We start from the raw sequence: 16,562 nt of genomic DNA, 5'->3' as shown, positions 1-16,562 counted from the left end.
GTGTTGCGTTGATCGTTCGAATCTAAGTTCACTCTGGCTGCCCGTCGGCGGATCGCGAAGAGGACTCTCGCCAGGGTGTTGAGAATCGAACGTATCTCGACATGATCAGTAATGGCGAGTGACGGTGGGGCAAACAACGCCGCTGGAGTGGCCAGAGCAGGCCGCCCGGGACCCGGGGCTCGGGGGTCCGCATCGGGACAACCTGCTCGATCAGGACCCCACTTGACGCTTTATCGTTCCTCGATATCATCGACAAACGATAATATCGGACAACGATATGGAGCCGTGCCGTGCCCCTCGACAGATCCACCCCCCTGAAGTGGACGGCGATCGTCGTCCGCCTTCTCCTGGTGCTGTTCGCCGTGACGATGGCCTACGAAGTCGGGCGTGCAGCCTTGACCGGTGGAGAGAACGCCTTCGGTTCCCGCGGCGTCCAAAGTCTGGTGTGTGTGCCATCACCGAGCATCCTCGACGTGGAGGGAAACTTCGCCGAGGACCCTCAAAGCCGAAAGGCCATGGCGGGGAGCAGCGGCGTCGACGACAACCCCTATCCCGTGGAGAAGGGAGTCGACTTCGCCTACCCGCTGCCTCAGATCTGTAAGGACGACTCCAGCCTCGGCACACAGGTGCTCTACCAGACCTCGCGGTTCGCCACCGCGCTCGCATTGCTCATCGCGCTCTTCCTCCTCGACCGGCTGATCAGAGACGCACGACAGGACAGCGGTTTCGATGAGGTGGTCGTCCGCAAGCTGCGGTTCCTCGGCGTGTCTCTTATGGTCGGCACAGTCGCGGCGTCGCTCTACACCACCATCGTCGAGACCGGCCTGGCCGTGTCGATGGTGGCCGGGACCGTCAGGGAGGTGGGGTGGATGGCTTTGTACGGCTGGGCCTTTCCATGGGCGTCCCTGATCGCCGGGCTCGGGCTTGTCGTGATGTCCAAGGTCGTCCGCGTCGGCGCGCACATGCGCGAGGAACTCGAAGGAACTGTCTGATGTCGCCCGCCGAAAACCCCGAGCACGCCATCGAGGTACATCTGGATCGATTGCTCGAAGAGCGCGGCATGACAGTGGTCGAGCTGGCCGACAAGGTGGGGATCACCAACGTGAACCTGTCGATCCTCAAGAACAACCGCGCCAAGGCGATCCGGTTCTCGACGCTGAGCAAGATCTGCGAGGTTCTCGGCTGCCAGCCCGGCGACCTACTGTCCTTCACACCCCGCTCTTCAGGTTGATTGCGTACAGTCCCGAGGTCGCGAAGAATAGCGCTCGGTGCGGTAGTAGGGCGGGGGCCGCACCGAGCGCTATCTGCTCACCGGATATCTGGTGCAGACCGAGCTCAACCTCGACGTCCCGGCGAAGACAGCGCCGTCGACGAGCCAGTACAGGACAGAGAACTGGGCCAGCTACCGGGTCAAGATAACGACCGATTCTCGACATGATCAGCAAGCCATATCTGTCATGCGCCACCGAACGAGCCGAGAGAACCGATGCTCAACCGGGCGCTCAGGTCGAGACGCACCTCGCCGTAGGGGCGGACGTGCAGCCAGAACAGCGGGGGTCAGTCCGCGCCGGTCGATCGGTGTGAGCAGCGCGGCCCATTCGGGTTCGGCGAGAACGTCTTGCAGCATCAGAACATTCACCATGACGAGCGAGGCCTGCAAGATCCTAAGACATAGCGCGGTCATCTCCACCTCGTCGCGCCGGTTGGTGGAAATCTCTCCCCCGCGGCCGTAGCAGATCACCGAGTTGGCGCGATTCCACGCCTCGACCACGTTCAGCCCTTCCTCGATCTCTCGCTGCAGGTCGCGGTCATATAAGTAGCGGGCGATTATGTGGAATCTGATTTGTCAAGCGTGGCCCTGCGGCTCGGCAGTGGATATCGGCTGGCCGGTTTCGCGATGAACCTGGACAATCGCCTGTCGTGATGGGTATCTCCGGCTTCGAGCCGACCTTCCTCGTCGGGCTCAAAGCCATCAGCGAGGAACACGGACCGGGCCTGGCCGCGCTGGTCGGCCGGTGTCTGACCGGGTTCGCGCTCGTGCGTTTCGTCGAGGACGGGGACTGGTATGCCGACTGCCCCGTCGTCCTGGACTTCAACGGCGTCCAGGTAGAGATCAGCCACTCGAAGTTCGATGAGCTGTCGATCGGCTGGAACACCATCGACACGACGGCTGCGATCGCCGGCTGGGAGTGGTTCGAGCTGACTCCGGCGTGGTCCGGAGCCGATGAACAGCTTGAGCCGTTCATCGGCCAGGAGCTGCGCGAGGTGGCGCTGCTTGAGTGGCGGCCATCACGTCGCGATATGGCGGCTGGCACCCTCGCTGTGGAGTTCGTGTTCGACAACACTGGCCGCTTCCATATCGCCAACGCTCTTGATGAGAACAGCATCGAGGTCGGCGACGCCCACCCGGAGTCGGTGCGGCACCCACTCGGCTGCGGCGCGGCCTGACTGGGTCGGCCTCCGGTTGATCTCGATGACCGGCAGCAGGGTCGCCTGGGCCGGGGCACTGATGTGCCGGGGTGTGGGCCCGGCGGGGGTGGGGATGTCGGCGAGTTGGCCGAGCAGCCGGTCCAGGGCAGCCTGGCCGTCGTCGACCGCGGCGCGTTCGTCGTCGGTGAGGGGGATGGCGGCAAGCATGTGTTGCAGGTTGTCCTTGGCCTCCAGCAGCAGCGCCTTGGAGGAGTCCTTCGGGGTGTAGAAGTCGCATTTGGCGCAGGCCATCCGGTGCTGGCACTGCTCGAAGAAGGTGTAGTTGCAGAACCCGTGTCCCAGGTCGTAGTACTGCCACGGCTCGCCGGCGGCCGCGGCCCCGTTCTCGACGGCTTCCCGGTCGACCAGGACCTCGATGGTTCGGACGTTGCGTTCGAAGTAGCCCGCGTCGCGGTAGGCCTTGGACAATGTGTTCGGGGTGATCTTGGCGTAGTGCTGGGTGGTGTCGGCTGACTTGTGCCCGAGCCAGGCCTGAAGCTCGAACAGGGTCATCGGCTCCTTGGCGTTGTAGAGCTGCGTGGCGATGGTGGAGCGGGCCCGGTGGCTGGTGATGTTGCCGCGGACGTCGGTGCTCGGCACTCCGGCCTTCCGGCAGAGGGAGGGGATGACCGCGCTGTTGATGTAGGTCTTGGCCATGCGCTTGGCGCGGTGGGCGAACAGGAAGTGGACCTGCTCAGAGGTCTTGCGGTCCAGCATGGCCGGCTGCTGGGGCCGGACGGTCTGCCACGCCTCGATCGCCTGGCCGAGCAGCGGGTCGACGGGTTTGGTGAACGCGGTGCCGGTCTTGTGCGTGGGGACGTCCAGGAGGCAGACCGCCTCGGTGGCCAGCACGTCACGTGCGTCGGCGGAGATCGGGACGCCGTCGTGCTGCCATCGGATGCATCCGACGCGCAGCCGGGAGATCTCGTCACTGCGCAGGCCGCCGAACAGCCAGGTGAGCGTGACCGCTCGGATCAGCTCCATCGGGTAGCCCAGCCCGTAGGTGTTGGTCGGACAGTCCTCGGGTTCGAGGTTGAGCCCGGCTCAGAGGAGCTTGGCCCAGATGTCGTCGGCGATGACGCGGGGGTTGGGCGCGAGCAGGGCCGCGATGCTTCTGGGGGTGGCCAGGGCGCGGGCCGGGTCGAAGCGACGCACGATCCAACCCCACTCCTGAGCGTCCCGGAAGAAGGCGCGGGTGGCGCTCAGATAGCCGGCCTTGGTCTGGGGAGACAGCGGTTTTCCGCCGTGTCGTTCAAGGCCGGCCTGGCGTTGGACGTAGTCACCCACCGTCATCCGGTCGATGGCCGCAACCCACGCAGCGCAGATCTCCCGAGTCAACTGGCCGGGCTCGATCACGTTGGGATGCTCTGCCGCGAGCCATCGTGCCGCCTTGGCCATGATAGTCCGATAGGTGCCCCTGACCTTGGGAGACAGCGTGGAGGTGGCATGCCAGCGTTCGATCATCTCCACCCATGCGTCGGGGACGCCGCCGATGTCGGGCGTCACCGCGTGAATCGGCTTGGGTGGCGGGCCTGCGTGGCCGAGCGCGAACAGGGCCTTGTGTAGGCCCCGAAAGTGGCCCCGCCGGTGGTGGGGCGTGGTGCCGGGAGCTTCGCGGATTCGGGCGAGGGCTTCGCTGGTCATGTCCTGCAGGAGCGGGCTGCGGTTGACCAGCATCGCTTGGATCAAGACCGTCCGGAACTGCCCGACCGCTCCGTCGGAGGGGTGGCAACCCCATCCCTGCAAGGTGTCGGCGACCTGATCGACGGCGTCCTCGACGACGTCCTTGCCGAAGATCCGCCAGGCCAGCGAGCGGCGGTTGAAGTGGCCGATCCGGTGGAAGCCGGTGAAGTCGCCGAGCAGGTAGGCGAACGCGGCCACGTAAGGGCGGACCGTCCCGTCGATCCAGCCGGGCCAGGCGGCCTCGAACTCGAGGTGGCCGGGCGCGATCAGCTCGAACCAGGTCTCGGCCGACCAAGCCCAAAACGAGGTCTCCTCCTCGAGGCAGCGGCGGAGGACCAGACCGATCGCGTCGGTCACCGACCGTCGGTGCGCTGGGGTGTCAGGGCACCAGCCCAGGGCTGCCCGCGCATCGTCCAACGGCAGGAGGAGCCTGCCGATGACGCGCCACTGCGGCAGGTCCGGGTCGTAGCACCGGCGCCGCCGGACCTGCCAGTCCAGCTCCCGCAGCGCTTGAAGCTCCTGCGTGGTCAGTTCGGCCCGACGGTTGTAGCGGCTGGGGTCGATGGGCCATGGCCAGGTGCGGGCCGCGGCCGGACCGATGCCGGCCGCAGAGAGCGCGGCGCTCACGCGTTGCCCGCCGAGGAGTCGGTCGCGAGCTGGGCGAGTTGCGCGATCCTCCAAGCGTGGATCTGCTCCATGCCCTTGGCCAGCTTGTCGGCGAGGTCCCGGCCTGACAGATGGATGTACTTCATCGTCGACTCGGTCGACCGGTGACCGGCGAAAGAAGCGATCGTGTGCAGCTCCCAGCCCATGCGGGCCAGATCGGTCAGGCACAGGTGCCGAGTCGTGTGCGTGGCAAAGCGGGGCAGGTCAGCGGCCACGGCGAGCCGGCGCACGATCTTCGACCAGCTCCACAACGTCAACGGCTGCCCCTGGTTGCGCCGCGACTCCGACAGGAACAACGGGCCGCGGGCCCGGCTGATCATCGCCCGGTGCCGCAGATAGCCTGCCAGCAGCACCCCCGTCGAGGCCGAGTAGGGCACCACCCGCTCGTACCGATTCTTGGTGGTCTCGGCCCGAACCCGCACCATGCGGTGTCCTGGGTCGAGGTCATCGGTGCGCAACGCGCACAGCTCCTCGCGACGCAGCGCGGAGTCGTAGGCCAGCGCCAGCATGACCCGATTCCGAGACGGCTCGTCCTTGGCGACCTCCAGGAAGGCCAGCCACTCGGCGTCGGTGGGGATCCAGGGCAGTTTGGTCAGCCGCGGCACCAAGCCGCGCTGATAACCGCCGAACCGCCGTCCGGGTGTGTAGCGCCCGCGCCCGACGGGGTTCGAGTCGCGCACGCCCTCCTCGATGAGGAAGTCGTAGAACAGCCGGACCGGCACCAGCCGCTGCTGGATCGTGGCATTGGCCAGCCCCGACCCGGAGTCAATCGACACGACATTGGCGCCGCGGTGACTCGGCCGCGTGCTGGGCTCCCGCACGTGGCCCGCGACATGCTCCCGGGTCGCCTGCACCGGGTCGATGCCCTCCCGCTCGCACCGGTCCAGGTACTCCGCCAGACCGCGAGCGTACGCGTCGATCGTCCGGGGCGCCCTGCCCAGATCGGTCCAAATCCGCAACCAGCCGATCGCCTGCTCATGCCGACCCAGAACGGGCCACTTCTCCTCAAGTACAACGGGGGGCAACGCTTCTCCTCAGTTCGTGGTGAGACCGTGGAGAGCATGATCGCTCTCCCAGTCTGATTCCACGTAACTGATATGAAGACGGTGCGGATCACCCGGCCGAGTTCCTCAATGGCCCGGTAGGTGGGGTGCTTGGGGCCGCCGCGGGTGAAGCGGCGCAGCATCTGATGGGCCTCGGCGGTGCCCAGCCGCAGCGCCGTCGCGTACTTGATCATCTGGTCGTACTGGTTGGCGACCAATTCCCAGTCGATGGCCTTGCCCGACAGCACGCCCTCCAACCGCGGCCAGGCCTCGCCCTCGGCCAGCCCCGGCCGATACAGGCGGGCCGAGCCGATGTTCTTCAGCCAGGGCAGCAGCTTGAAGTCCAGCAAGTGCGAGAACGCAAAGCCCACGATCGAAGCACCGTGCGTATCGGTGTACTGGCGGTCGATCTCCGCACTGGTCAGATGCCGAAGCAGGCCCTCGATCATCGAGGCGACCTCGGAGTCCGTTGTTGATCTGACTTGGCTATAGATGCAGACATTCTTGCGTTCTACGTGCCAGTACACCATGATCCCGGCGCCGCCGTATCGTTGGTGCCATTCGGTCATGAAGTTCGCCGACCACGAGCCGAACTTGCGCGAGTCCGACGCGCACGCCGTACCCGGCCCCCACAGCCAGATATCGCGTACCTCCAGCGTCTTGTTGACCACTGTGCGGATCGCGGCTCGCAGGTTGTCGCGGTTGACGAACAGCCGGCGGGTACGGCGCAGCGCCGCCTCGGTGTCGGCCTCCATCCCCTCGATCGCCGCGGTGCCGTCGGCGACCCGTTTGATTCCCATGTTCGTGCCGAGCCCGAAGGTGCACAGCAGCAGCCGGCGGCGCAACACCTCGACGTCGGTCACCGTGCGCGAGGCCACCGAGGTGAACTCGCCGGTGAACTGCGTGGCGTGGTCGACGTTCTTGATCAAGTCCAGCAGGTCGATCACACCCCACCGGCGGGCGATCTCCTCCTTCAGCGCCTCCAGGTTCTCCGGCTCGACCTGCTTGCCCAGGGGCGACACGCTGATCCACGGCTCGCCCTTCCTCCGGGTGATGCTCACCCCGCCCGTGGTGGCCTTCTTCAGCCCCTTGTTCAGCCGGTCCAGCGCCGCCACGTGCGCTTTTGCAGGTCGGCGATGAAGTCGGCCGGGTCGCGGGGCTTGGACAGCGCCTCGTAGTGCACATCCCGGTTGTCCTCAAAGTCGGCGGGCAGGTCCTCGTCGGGATTGCGCCAGGTGTTGGCGCCCTCGACCCAAATCTCACGGCGCCGGATGGCCTTGCGCAGCGCCACCAGCACACACAGCTCGTATGGGATCCGCTCCACCAGGTCGCTGTCGAGGTCGAGGACCGCGTCGCGCCAGTCGTCGGGCACCACGTGCTCCAGCGGCACCGCCTCGGCGGCGGCGTAGAAGTCGGCGTCGGAACCGTCGTAGCGTTTTAGCAGGTCCAGGGCGTCCATCACCGGTTTGAAGGTGTCGTTGCTGGAGCGGAACCGCACCGCCTTGAGCAGCTTGGGCAGGCCGCGCCGATAGTGGTGGGAGTAGGAGCCGCGCAGCTTGGTCCGCACCCGCGTACGCAGCTCCTTCTCGTTCGCCTTGGCCTCAGCGATGATGTCTTCCAGCGTCCGCTCACCGACCACCGGATACAGCGCCTTGCGGACGATCTCCTCCGGCAGCTCCAGCGCCGCCGTGGCGAGCTTCACCAAGATCCCGTTCTTGCCCTGCACCCGCCGGAACTCGGCGTTGAGCTCCCCCTCGACCTTCTGCTCCGCCCGCACACTGATCTTGTGCACGAGCTGGATCAGCAGCTCCACCAGCCCGTCGATCAGCTCCGCCTGCCGCACCTGGCACAAAGCGGCCAGCACGGTAAGGCGCACCGGCGGCGCCGCCGCCTCGAAATCGGACGGGTACATCTTCATCGCCCGGGCCCGCCAGCCCGCCACGACCTTCTCCGAAACCCCCTCGAACAACGCCGCCGGCAGACCGACCGCCTTGACCCGCTCCAGCTTCACGATCTCGGCCAGCAGCGTCTCCAACTGCAGCGGCCCCGGGTCCTCCTTCAGCTCCTGCAAGAACGCGCGCCTGCCGCCACTGGCCGCAGCGGCGGCCTGAGCCTGCCCGTCCCCTTGCGGAGCGTCCTGTCCGCCGGCCGGGACGCCCGCCGGGGCGGCTTCGGCGACGATCAGCTCTTCCAGCTTGCCGACCGACTCCAGCGACAAGCGCTGCACGGTCGTGGTGGTGAAGTTCCGCTCGAACATCGCCTCGGCCGCGCCCAGCACGCGTTCGATCCGGGTCGTCTTCGGCGGCTCGATCCGGTCTTCGCGGCAGCGCGCCAGCAGCGCCCCGCGCAGCCGATCCCGCGACATCTCCACCGGGCAGATCTTGGTGGCCAGCCAGTCGGCGAGCTTGTCCTCATCGCCGACCGTCGGCTGCGGAAGTCGTGGAACTTCCTGTTCTGCGCGCGGTGGTACTCGATCGTGCGCCCGGACCAGTCGTAGGAGGCGAACAACGCCGCGTCCACCTTGACCTGCCCCGCCATGAACTCCACCGCTGGGCGAGGCAGATCCTCCCGGCGCGGAGACCTCGCCTCGAGCTCGAAGAACTTCAGCATCAGGCCAAAGCCGAGCCGAGTCGCCCCGGACTTGTTCGCCAGCAGCGCCAGCTCCTCCTCATCCAGCGTCCAGCACTCGATCAGGTCCTCTATCTCCCATTCGCGTCGCATGTCCCGCACCCTTCTCCCTGACCTCCAACGAGAGGTCAGGAGAAACATGGGCTGTAACCATCCGGCTACCTGGTATGTCGCACTTGTGACAGCGACGCAACGCGCCGGAGACATAACGCTTTGCTACTTTGCGGCCGGCCCACGACGGAACCTATGGCCAACCGCGCAGTATCAGTTACTCAGAGTTACTTTGCGGCTGGTGACGCGGACCCGAGCGGGGGGCCGGGTTCGACGTCGTGGTTCCCCATGCCGTGCTCTCGCAGGACGCCATCGCGGCTCGAGTGGCATGGCTGTGCCGTCAACTGGGGCGTACTCCCCCGGTGAGGCGCTGAGCTGGGCGCGTGACCCGTGATCAGGTGTTGTCGGACCAGACGTGGGAGCGGATCGCGCCGTCGTTGCCGACGCAGTGGGGCAACGGCCGCCCGTTTCGTGATCACCGACCTCGATGGCTCAGGTCTTGGTCGAGTTGGGTGAACTACTCGTCTTCGCGGCGTTTTCCACCTGATCATCCTTTTCGTTTGGCCGTGGGGGTGGCACGGTCACTCCTTTCGTGCTCGGCGGTGCGCCTTGATGCTGGTCAGCGGCTCTGGCCACCGCCCCGATCCATCTGGTGGATCACCCACCGCTGACCCCACCCTGAGCCCGGCTCCCGTGACGCCCGCGGGACGCCGAGTACCTGTTCAAGCAGGCCTCCGCCGCGCTCGACCCGCACGGGGGCCGGCTGGTCGCTGCACCAGCTGCGGCACTCCGCGCTCCAACACCCCGCTGACCGCACCACACCATGGCGGCCGACCGCTCATCAGGCCGGCCACACCAGCAGGGTCTGCTCATCATCGGAGTCGGGCTCGCCCCGCATTCCTGCCGCCCTCAACGCTGCCGCGTACGCGACAACCTGGTCCCCGGCACCGCTCGTGGGCCCGGCGAAAGCCACCAGGAAGGGCCGCTCCGCGCCCACGCCCTCCACCACGAACCCGGCCCGGCCGTCGCTGAACTCCATCAGCCCGGCAGCACGCAGTGCGTCCCGGATTCGCTCGGCATCGCGATCGCGCTCGCTCCACAGCGGCCGCCGCCCTTGGCCGTAGCCGAACCTCGGCTCGTCGTCGCCCATGATCCCACCGTAGACGCCTCATGGCTGCCGTCCAGGCCCGTGTATCGCCGCAGGTCAGGCAAATCCGTTGGAAATTTCCCCCGGACTACAGCGAGGCCGGATCGGCGCCGCGACACGCCGGTCTCGCGCGTCGGCGGTGCGATCCATTGCCCGCCGATGGGCAGCGGCTTGAGCCCGTTTCCGGTCATGGTCGGGGTCAAGCCGCCAGCCGTCCGATCGAGCTGATCTGATCCTGCTCGGCCACCCGCAGTTCTCCGGGCGGGTCGATGACCTGCCGCCGGCGGCGTCGTTGTCAAGTGCAGCGCAGCAGGAACATGAATCCGTAGTCCATGTGGATCTGCTGGTGGCAGTGGAACAACGACAGCCCCGGCTGGTCGGCGGTGAAGTCGAAATCGAGGCTCTGGTAGCCGCCGAGCATGACCACATCCTTGAGCAGGCCGTGGACGGGTGTGCCGGCGATGTGAGTGACGTCGAAGCTGTGGCGGTGCAGGTGGAGAGGGTGGATGTCGTCGGTGGCGTTGCGGAAGCGCAACCGGTAGCGCTTGCCGCGCTGGACCCGCAGGATCGGCTCGTTGGTGTGCATGTCGAACGCTTTGCCGTTCAGGGTCCAGAGGTTGAATCCCTGGTCGGCGGCGTTGCGCTTGTCGATCAGGAAGTCCATGACATGGTCGGGCCGCGCGGTCGGCGGGCCGGACCGGGCGAAGGCGCGGTAGTCCCAGGTGAACTTGGCGGGCGTGCTCCATTGCGGAGTACCGCTGCGGCCGGCGTACTGCACCACCGTGCCCATGCCGTTTTTGCGGTCGTCGTCGGACAGGTCGCCCAGCACCCACACGCCGGGATGGTTCATCTCCACCAGCGCGGACACGCGTTCGGCGGTGCCGATCCACAACACCGGCACCTCGGCCTGTCGTGAGACCGGGTTGCCGTCCAGCGCGACGATGCGGAAGGTGTGGCCGGGCAGGGCCAGGCTGCGGATCTCGGTGGCGCTGCCGTTCAGGACGTGGAACAGCACGCGTTGCCCGGCCTTGACCTTGATCGGTTCGCCGTGGCCCAGCTTGCGGCCGTTGATGCTGAAGGCGCTGTAGCCGACCTCATAGCCGTGCGGCATCCCCCGCCGCAGAGAGGCGGCCATCGCCTTCTCGCCCCGCTGCCGCAGCGCCGGCACCATCGAACCGGCCAGGAAGTCCTGGGCCATGTCCCCGCCTTGGCTGAAGACAGGAAGAAATTCCTTCAACGTCAGGAAGACTTCCTGATCGTAGGCGCCGGCCTCGTTCCTGGGTTCAATGTAGACGGGGCCTACTTCGCCGGTGTACTGGCCCTTGGACAGATCGCTACGGGGCACCACGTGGGTGTGGTAGAAGCGGAACCCCGCTGGTCCTGGAGTGAACGACAGGCGCCGCATGCCGTGGGCCGGGATGTAGGGGGTGCCCTCCTCCGCGGACCCGTCCACATCGACGGGAACGATCTGACCATGCCAGTGCAGCTGCTCAGGGGTGTCGGTGTCGTTGTGCACGTCCACCACGACGGGGCGGCCCTCGGTGAAGCGGATCAGCGGCCCGGGAAACTGGCCGTTGTAGGTCGTGGTGGAGATGATCGTGTCGGGCGCGAGCTCGACGAGCCCGGTTCCGATACGCAGCGTGTAATCGGCCCTGCCTGTCAGCCTATCCAGCAAGGCGAAGTCGGACGCGGTCGCGGTGGGATCCAAGGCGGAGATCGTCTTGGCCACGCCGCCGGCCATCAGGGCCGCACCGCCCAGTTTGAGCACGTCGCGACGAGCGATCGACATGGTGTGCTCCCCCTTCTACTGTCCCCCTGGCGGTCCGGGCTGGCACGCGGCGGTCTCGCAACAGGCCCAGCACATGTTCCATGCTTTTAGTCCTCAATGTATGACAATAGGTAATCGTCGCAGGTGAGGGACCCCCGGGGGCCTGCGGCCACTGGTGTCGAGGGGCGAGATCGGTGTCCGATCCGTCGTCCTGTGGGCTGAGCGTTGATGCGCACACGCGCGTGCGGGCCCCTGTGCCCGAGGCCGCCTGCGGGGAGCTGGCGCAGGCTCAGGCCGATGGCGCCGGCCGCGATGAACCAGGCAGGGCCCTTCGTTCCGGACGTAGAATTTTAGTGAACCGGCCGAACCGTAAAGGTCTACCCCTTCCGTGACAGCAGACGGGTACCCGTGCTCCTCGGAGAGGGAGGGATACCATGCTCACCCAATCATGGCGCGATCTACGCCCGGAAACCGCCACCTCCGGCGAGATCAGCGGGACCACCCGCTACATCGATATCTTCCAGGTTCGGCAGCTGCACACCTTGCAGCACCCGATGACGGAAACCGCCTATGAGATGGCTTTCCTGATCAGTTCCCAGGTGATGGAGCTGTACTTCGGCTTGCTCTGCCATGAGCTCGGCAGAGCGCGACGCGAAGTCCGCGCTGATGATGTGCCCGCGGTCCTGCGCACACTGAGCCGTACCGTGGGCCATCTGCGTGCCCTCGAGGCCACCTGGGAGAGCTACGAGGACATGACACCCGCGGACTGGAACCCCATCAAGGCCCAGCTCGGCAAGGGCGAGGCCTCCTCGGTCCACTCCTACATGTACCGCCACCTGGTGTTCCTGCTGGGACAGAAGTCCCCGGAGATGCTGGAGCCACACCGGTCCACGCCTCTGATCCACCAAGGGCTGCAGGAGGCTCTCAGCGCGCCCAGCCTCTATGACGAAGTGCTGGCTCTACTGCAGCGCAGAGGGCTGCCGGTGCCGGACTCGGCCGTCCACCGCGACTTCGCCGAGCCGTATGTCGCACAACCTCAGGTGGAGGCCGCTTGGGTGCAGGTCTACCACGACGAATCCTTCACTGACCTTCGGGACCTCGGCGAGGCGCTGACCCAGGTCGCCGATCGCTTCCATCGATGGACGCAAGCACACCTGACGGTGACCATGCGCACCTTCGGCGACAAGCCGGGCTACTACCACACGCCCGCTGTCGACTGGCTGCGCAGCGGTGAGGAGCAGACCGTCTTCCCCGAACTGTGGAGCGCGCGTACGACCATGTGACTGTATGTGACTGCTTTGGGTGGCAGGCTTCAGCCTTACCCAGGGTTACCCGGGGGCGGCCAAATCGACCCTGCCCGCCGCCGGCACCGCCGGCAGATCTCGACGCCGAGGAAGTGCCAGCGGTGCAGTTCCCTGCGCGGGGTGCGCGGATCGCCGCAGTGGGGATGCGGCACTGCGTCTCCAGCGGAAAACGGGTCGGGCCGCATAGAGCGCTTCGTGCGCCTCCGCTGGGTGCCGATGGCCCCGCCTGCCTCCTGAATCCCCGGTTCATCGGTCCGACCCTCCGCGGTGGCGTTCAGCGCGGGATTGTCCAGTCCGGCGTCCAGGTCCCGGCGGCGCGGACCTCCTATCTGAGACAGCGTTTCCGCAGGTCGCGTCTTCGCGGACCGGCAGTGCGGCGTGTCTCGTTGAGCGGACCTCGATTGAGACAGTCAAGATCGAATTCGCACTTCATGGTGGCTGGCAACATCCGTCATTGCAGGTAGCCGTGTCAGCGATCGGCGGGTGTTCGTGTTACTGGTTGTCGTTGAGGAGTTGTTGTGTGCGGGTGAGGAATGCCTGGCGGACCTCTTCTGGGTCCAGTATCTGGAGTGGCCGGCCGAGGCTGAGCAGGTAGCGGGCCAGGCCGTCGGCGTCGGGCCCGCCGATGTCGATGATCGTGGCGTCATCGCCGTCCGGGTGGTGGACGCCGACCGTTGGTGGCACCAGCCTGCGGGCCTCATCGGCCGGCACGGCCAGGCGGATGGTCACCCGCACCGGGTAGGGCCTCAGCGCGATGCCCGTGCTGACCATCTGTGCTGGATCTGGCGGGTCGGGCAGGGCGGTGGCCTGCCCGGTGGCTGTGGCATCGATGATGCGATCGGTACGGAAGGTACGCCAGTCCTGCCGCGTCAGGTCGTAGGCGAGGAGATACCAGCGGCGGCCGGTGTAGATGAGCCGGTGGGGGTCTACCCGGCGGGTGGACGTCGTTCCGGCCCCGTCGCGGTAGGTCACCTGGGTACGTTCGCCTCGCCGGCACGCGGTGGCCAGGTCGAGGAGCAGCGCGGGGGAGATCTGGCTGTCGTCGGGTCGTGCGGTGTGGGTGAACGCGGCGTCCAGCTCGCCGAGCCGGTCGGCGATCCTGGCCGGCAGCACCTGGCGTAGTTTCAGCAGCGCCGACAGGGCTGCTTGGTCGCTGCCGGAGACTCCGCTGAAGGCGGCGGTGCGCAGCCCGACAGCGACCGCGAGGGCCTCCTCCTCGTCAAGGATCAGTGGCGGAATGCTGGTTCCGGGCCCGAGGTGGTAGCCGCCCCATGGGCCCATCTCCGATTCGATGCCGTAGCCGAGTTCACGTAGCCGGGCGATGTCCCTGCGAACCGTCCGTTCGGTGATCTCCAGTTGGGCGGCCAGATCAGCGCACGTCCAGGACTGCCGCGTTGACAGCAAAGACAGCAACTGCAGCAGCCGCGCCGAGGTGTTGACCATGGCTGACAGTCTGCTCGATAACCAGGACCGTTTCTGACCGGGTCATACCGTAACGTCGCCGGCATGACCGAGAACTCCTCGGCCGAAAGGTCCATGACGACGATGACCTCCGCCAAGGTGCGTTAGATGACGGAACCGGACGGGCCGAGGTAACCGATGAAGGAGCAACACTGATGGAAGCACGCATGAAGAGCGTGGCGAATTCCGACGTGATCACAGCGGTCCAGCATCTCCAGAAGGCGATTCACGCCGGTGGCGTCGACCCGCTCGTGCTCGAGCTGGTCCATCTGCGGGCCAGCCAGATCAACGGCTGCAGCCCGTGTGTGTTCGCCGGCGTCCAGTCGGCGAAGAAGCATGGAGAGACCGACGAGCGGCTGCACAGCGTGGTCACCTGGCGCGAGACCCCGTTCTTCACCGAGGAGGAGCGGGCAGCGCTCGCGCTGACCGAGGCCGCCACCCGAATCCAGGACGGCGCGCCGGGCGTGACCGACGAGATCTGGGACGCCGCTGCCACCCACTTCGACGAGAAGCAGATGTCGGCGATCATCTTGAACATCGCCATCACCAACTTCTTCAACCGGATCAACCACACGATCCGGGAGCAGGCTGGCAAGGCCTGGTGAAGGCGGGCGGCCGTCATCCGTCCAGAGGACGCGGTGGCGACGTGGCGAAGGACGAGATCGGCCGGCTCCACCGCTGGCCGATCCAGCGCCACTGCCGGCAGGCCCCGTTCTGGGCTCTCACCTTCGGGTGACCGCCGACAACCATCCCTTTGATGATCATCAGGGGCACAATGACGATGAGCAACGAACTACTGGAACTGACCGTTGCCGATGCCCGAGCCTGGCGGGAGTGGCTCAGCAGGCACCACGACAGCTCGGCAGGGGTGTGGCTGGTCCTCGCCAAGCAGAACACGACCCGGCCCACCAGCCTGACCTATGACCAGGCGCTCGACGAAGCCCTGTGCCACGGCTGGATCGATGGCCGGCTACGACGGCGGGATGAGATCACCTTCTGCCGGCGCTTCACTCCTCGCGGAAGGCAAAGTCCCTGGTCAGCGCGGAACGCTTCCATCGTCACCCGTCTGATCGGCGAGGGCCGGATGCATCCGGCCGGAATGGCCGAGGTCCAACGCGCCAAGGCCGACGGCCGCTGGGACACGGCCTACGCGGGACAAGCCGGCATCGAGGTACCAGCCGACCTGGCCGCCGCATTGGCCGCGAAACCCCAGGCACAAGCGATGTTCGACATCCTCACCTCCCAAAACCGCTACGCCATTCTCTATCGGATCACGAACGCCAAACGCGCCGAGACCCGAGCCCGCCGTATCACCCAGTTCGTTGACATGCTCGCCCGCGGCGAGACGATCCACCCACAAAAGCGCGCCCTCGGCAGTTGAACGCTAGACCACTCCTCTCCCCGCCTCGCTCCTCCAAGCCCACGCACATGGCTGCGCGACGTTCGGCCAGAGCCGGAACCTTACCCAGCCCCCAAGAACCCATCATTGGCATGCTCCACGTCATCGTCGTGCTCACCCAGACCGGCCCGTAAGCACCAAGGGGTGGCCCGCCCCCGCAAGCCCCTGGACCCGACCGAGTTCTGCGACAGCCTGCGCGAGGAGATGACAGCGCCCTGGCGCAGTTGAACGACGCGCTGCCCTCCCTGGACTGGGTCCAGGGAGGGCAGCGACCGCAAGGCGGAAGCGATCAAGCTGTCGCCGATCAAGAAAATCTTGGGAAGCGCCAGCGCCATCGCCCTTGGCGTCGCCGAACTGCGCAACAGCGGCTACGGCACCGGCTACGGTCCCGCCAGCGCCCGACACGCGCTCCGCCCTCGGCATGCCCATCTAGCAGCCAACGCGGCCATCACGTGGTGCGAACTTATCCTCGAAACGCTGGCCGACCCCGAGGCTCCCTGGCAACGGCCGCCATCCGCTTCGGCCACCACGCCTACTACGACATGACCTCCTCCGTACCGCGCTGCCGCTCATTTCTGCGGGCTTCGTCCTCAACCCCAAGGTGCCGTTAACCAATGCGCCACCAGCCGCCAAGTAGGCGCTGATCCGGGGAATCAGTGTCCCGCTTCCAGCTCGGCTCGCACCGTTGGCCGTTCGGCGGCGGGGTGGCCCGTGGCGAGTTCGGGCACGTACTTGTAGATCGTGGAGCGGCTGACGTTCAGCAGCCGGGCGATCGAGGAGACGGTGGCGTGCTTGAGCAGCTCCTCGCGGACCCGGTCGGGCTGTCGTTCCGGGCACCGCGTCCGGCAAGGCGCGTCGAATCGCCTCGCCGTAGGCGCCCGATCCGTCGCGGCACACGATCTCGACCCCGGGGTGGGAGCGCAGCCAGGCCTCCAGGGCATCG

16 protein-coding genes and 1 pseudogene are annotated in these 16,562 nt (G+C 66.7%); 6 read left to right on the top strand and 11 right to left on the bottom strand.

The annotated features are described in order from the left end of the window. Nucleotides 1–290 precede the first annotated feature (290 nt). Nucleotides 291–992 carry a DUF2975 domain-containing protein gene (locus B0I32_RS37100; RefSeq protein ID WP_106247752.1) on the top strand — a complete coding sequence of 234 codons (702 nt, stop codon included), beginning with the start codon at nucleotides 291–293 and terminating at the stop codon, nucleotides 990–992. Continuing rightward, a complete protein-coding gene (locus B0I32_RS37095) occupies nucleotides 992–1,231 on the top strand; it encodes a helix-turn-helix domain-containing protein (protein ID WP_106247751.1) in 240 nt (79 codons plus the stop codon). Before B0I32_RS37100 ends, B0I32_RS37095 begins: the two co-directional genes overlap by 1 nt. A 207-nt stretch (nucleotides 1,232–1,438) precedes the next feature. Here B0I32_RS37095 and B0I32_RS37090 read toward each other — a convergent pair whose 3' ends face one another. The 9 genes and pseudogenes from B0I32_RS37090 to B0I32_RS37045 form a co-directional block, all read right to left on the bottom strand. Then, nucleotides 1,439–1,828: a Tn3 family transposase gene (locus B0I32_RS37090; protein ID WP_281262648.1), complete on the bottom strand. Its 390-nt coding sequence runs from the start codon at nucleotides 1,826–1,828 to the stop codon at nucleotides 1,439–1,441. A gap of 461 nt (nucleotides 1,829–2,289) precedes the next feature. Further along, nucleotides 2,290–3,453: a tyrosine-type recombinase/integrase gene (locus B0I32_RS59130; RefSeq protein WP_219912201.1), complete on the bottom strand. Its 1,164-nt coding sequence runs from the start codon at nucleotides 3,451–3,453 to the stop codon at nucleotides 2,290–2,292. Between the two features lie 60 nt (nucleotides 3,454–3,513). Then, entirely contained in the window at nucleotides 3,514–4,779 is a 1,266-nt protein-coding gene (locus B0I32_RS59125; RefSeq protein WP_219912200.1) for a hypothetical protein, read from the bottom strand. Then, nucleotides 4,776–5,423 carry a tyrosine-type recombinase/integrase gene (locus tag B0I32_RS59120; RefSeq protein WP_245956277.1) on the bottom strand — a complete coding sequence of 216 codons (648 nt, stop codon included), beginning with the start codon at nucleotides 5,421–5,423 and terminating at the stop codon, nucleotides 4,776–4,778. The genes B0I32_RS59125 and B0I32_RS59120 overlap by 4 nt, the downstream gene beginning before the upstream one ends. Further along, nucleotides 5,411–6,976, bottom strand: a complete 1,566-nt coding sequence (locus B0I32_RS59115; RefSeq protein WP_106247744.1) for a Tn3 family transposase — start codon at nucleotides 6,974–6,976, stop codon at nucleotides 5,411–5,413. Before B0I32_RS59115 ends, B0I32_RS59120 begins: the two co-directional genes overlap by 13 nt. After that, nucleotides 6,955–8,232, bottom strand: coding sequence for a hypothetical protein (locus B0I32_RS60350; RefSeq protein ID WP_245956251.1), 1,278 nt, complete (start codon nucleotides 8,230–8,232; stop codon nucleotides 6,955–6,957). The genes B0I32_RS59115 and B0I32_RS60350 overlap by 22 nt, the downstream gene beginning before the upstream one ends. Nucleotides 8,233–8,297: 65 nt before the next feature. Next, nucleotides 8,298–8,582 (bottom strand): annotated as a pseudogene (locus B0I32_RS61810) (DUF4158 domain-containing protein); the annotation flags it as partial. Nucleotides 8,583–9,381: 799 nt separating this feature from the next. Further along, complete coding sequence (locus tag B0I32_RS37050; protein ID WP_106247739.1) at nucleotides 9,382–9,690, bottom strand: hypothetical protein; 309 nt, start codon at nucleotides 9,688–9,690, stop codon at nucleotides 9,382–9,384. Nucleotides 9,691–9,982: 292 nt separating this feature from the next. After that, nucleotides 9,983–11,476 (bottom strand): multicopper oxidase family protein, encoded by a 1,494-nt coding sequence (locus B0I32_RS37045; RefSeq protein WP_106247737.1) that lies wholly within the window; start codon nucleotides 11,474–11,476, stop codon nucleotides 9,983–9,985. A 413-nt stretch (nucleotides 11,477–11,889) separates the two neighbouring features. Here B0I32_RS37045 and B0I32_RS37040 point away from each other — a divergent pair, with 413 nt between their 5' ends. Next, entirely contained in the window at nucleotides 11,890–12,738 is an 849-nt protein-coding gene (locus B0I32_RS37040; RefSeq protein WP_106247736.1) for a tryptophan 2,3-dioxygenase, read from the top strand. Between the two features lie 513 nt (nucleotides 12,739–13,251). On the opposite strand, the gene B0I32_RS37035 is transcribed toward B0I32_RS37040, so the two are convergent. Continuing rightward, nucleotides 13,252–14,202: a helix-turn-helix transcriptional regulator gene (locus B0I32_RS37035; RefSeq protein WP_106247734.1), complete on the bottom strand. Its 951-nt coding sequence runs from the start codon at nucleotides 14,200–14,202 to the stop codon at nucleotides 13,252–13,254. A gap of 173 nt (nucleotides 14,203–14,375) precedes the next feature. On the opposite strand from B0I32_RS37035, the gene B0I32_RS37030 reads away from it, so the two are divergent. The 3 genes from B0I32_RS37030 (at nucleotide 14,376) to B0I32_RS37015 (ending at nucleotide 16,165) form a co-directional block, all read left to right on the top strand. Continuing rightward, complete coding sequence (locus B0I32_RS37030) at nucleotides 14,376–14,825, top strand: carboxymuconolactone decarboxylase family protein (RefSeq protein ID WP_106247733.1); 450 nt, start codon at nucleotides 14,376–14,378, stop codon at nucleotides 14,823–14,825. Between the two features lie 152 nt (nucleotides 14,826–14,977). After that, nucleotides 14,978–15,601 (top strand): YdeI/OmpD-associated family protein, encoded by a 624-nt coding sequence (locus B0I32_RS37025; RefSeq protein ID WP_219912198.1) that lies wholly within the window; start codon nucleotides 14,978–14,980, stop codon nucleotides 15,599–15,601. Nucleotides 15,602–15,907: 306 nt separating this feature from the next. Beyond that, nucleotides 15,908–16,165 carry an abortive infection family protein gene (locus B0I32_RS37015; RefSeq protein ID WP_106247730.1) on the top strand — a complete coding sequence of 86 codons (258 nt, stop codon included), beginning with the start codon at nucleotides 15,908–15,910 and terminating at the stop codon, nucleotides 16,163–16,165. A gap of 107 nt (nucleotides 16,166–16,272) precedes the next feature. Here B0I32_RS37015 and B0I32_RS60345 read toward each other — a convergent pair whose 3' ends face one another. Beyond that, the gene (locus B0I32_RS60345) at nucleotides 16,273–16,380 is read right to left on the bottom strand and encodes a hypothetical protein (RefSeq protein WP_245956276.1); all 108 of its coding nucleotides are present in this window, start codon (nucleotides 16,378–16,380) and stop codon (nucleotides 16,273–16,275) included. Nucleotides 16,381–16,562 lie beyond the last annotated feature (182 nt).

This window comes from Nonomuraea fuscirosea (assembly GCF_003001935.1).
In the GTDB taxonomy this organism is placed as follows: Bacteria; Actinomycetota; Actinomycetes; order Streptosporangiales; family Streptosporangiaceae; genus Nonomuraea; species Nonomuraea fuscirosea.
Note: the sequence above shows the minus strand (reverse complement) of the source record. Positions and strands in the feature narration are given on the sequence as shown.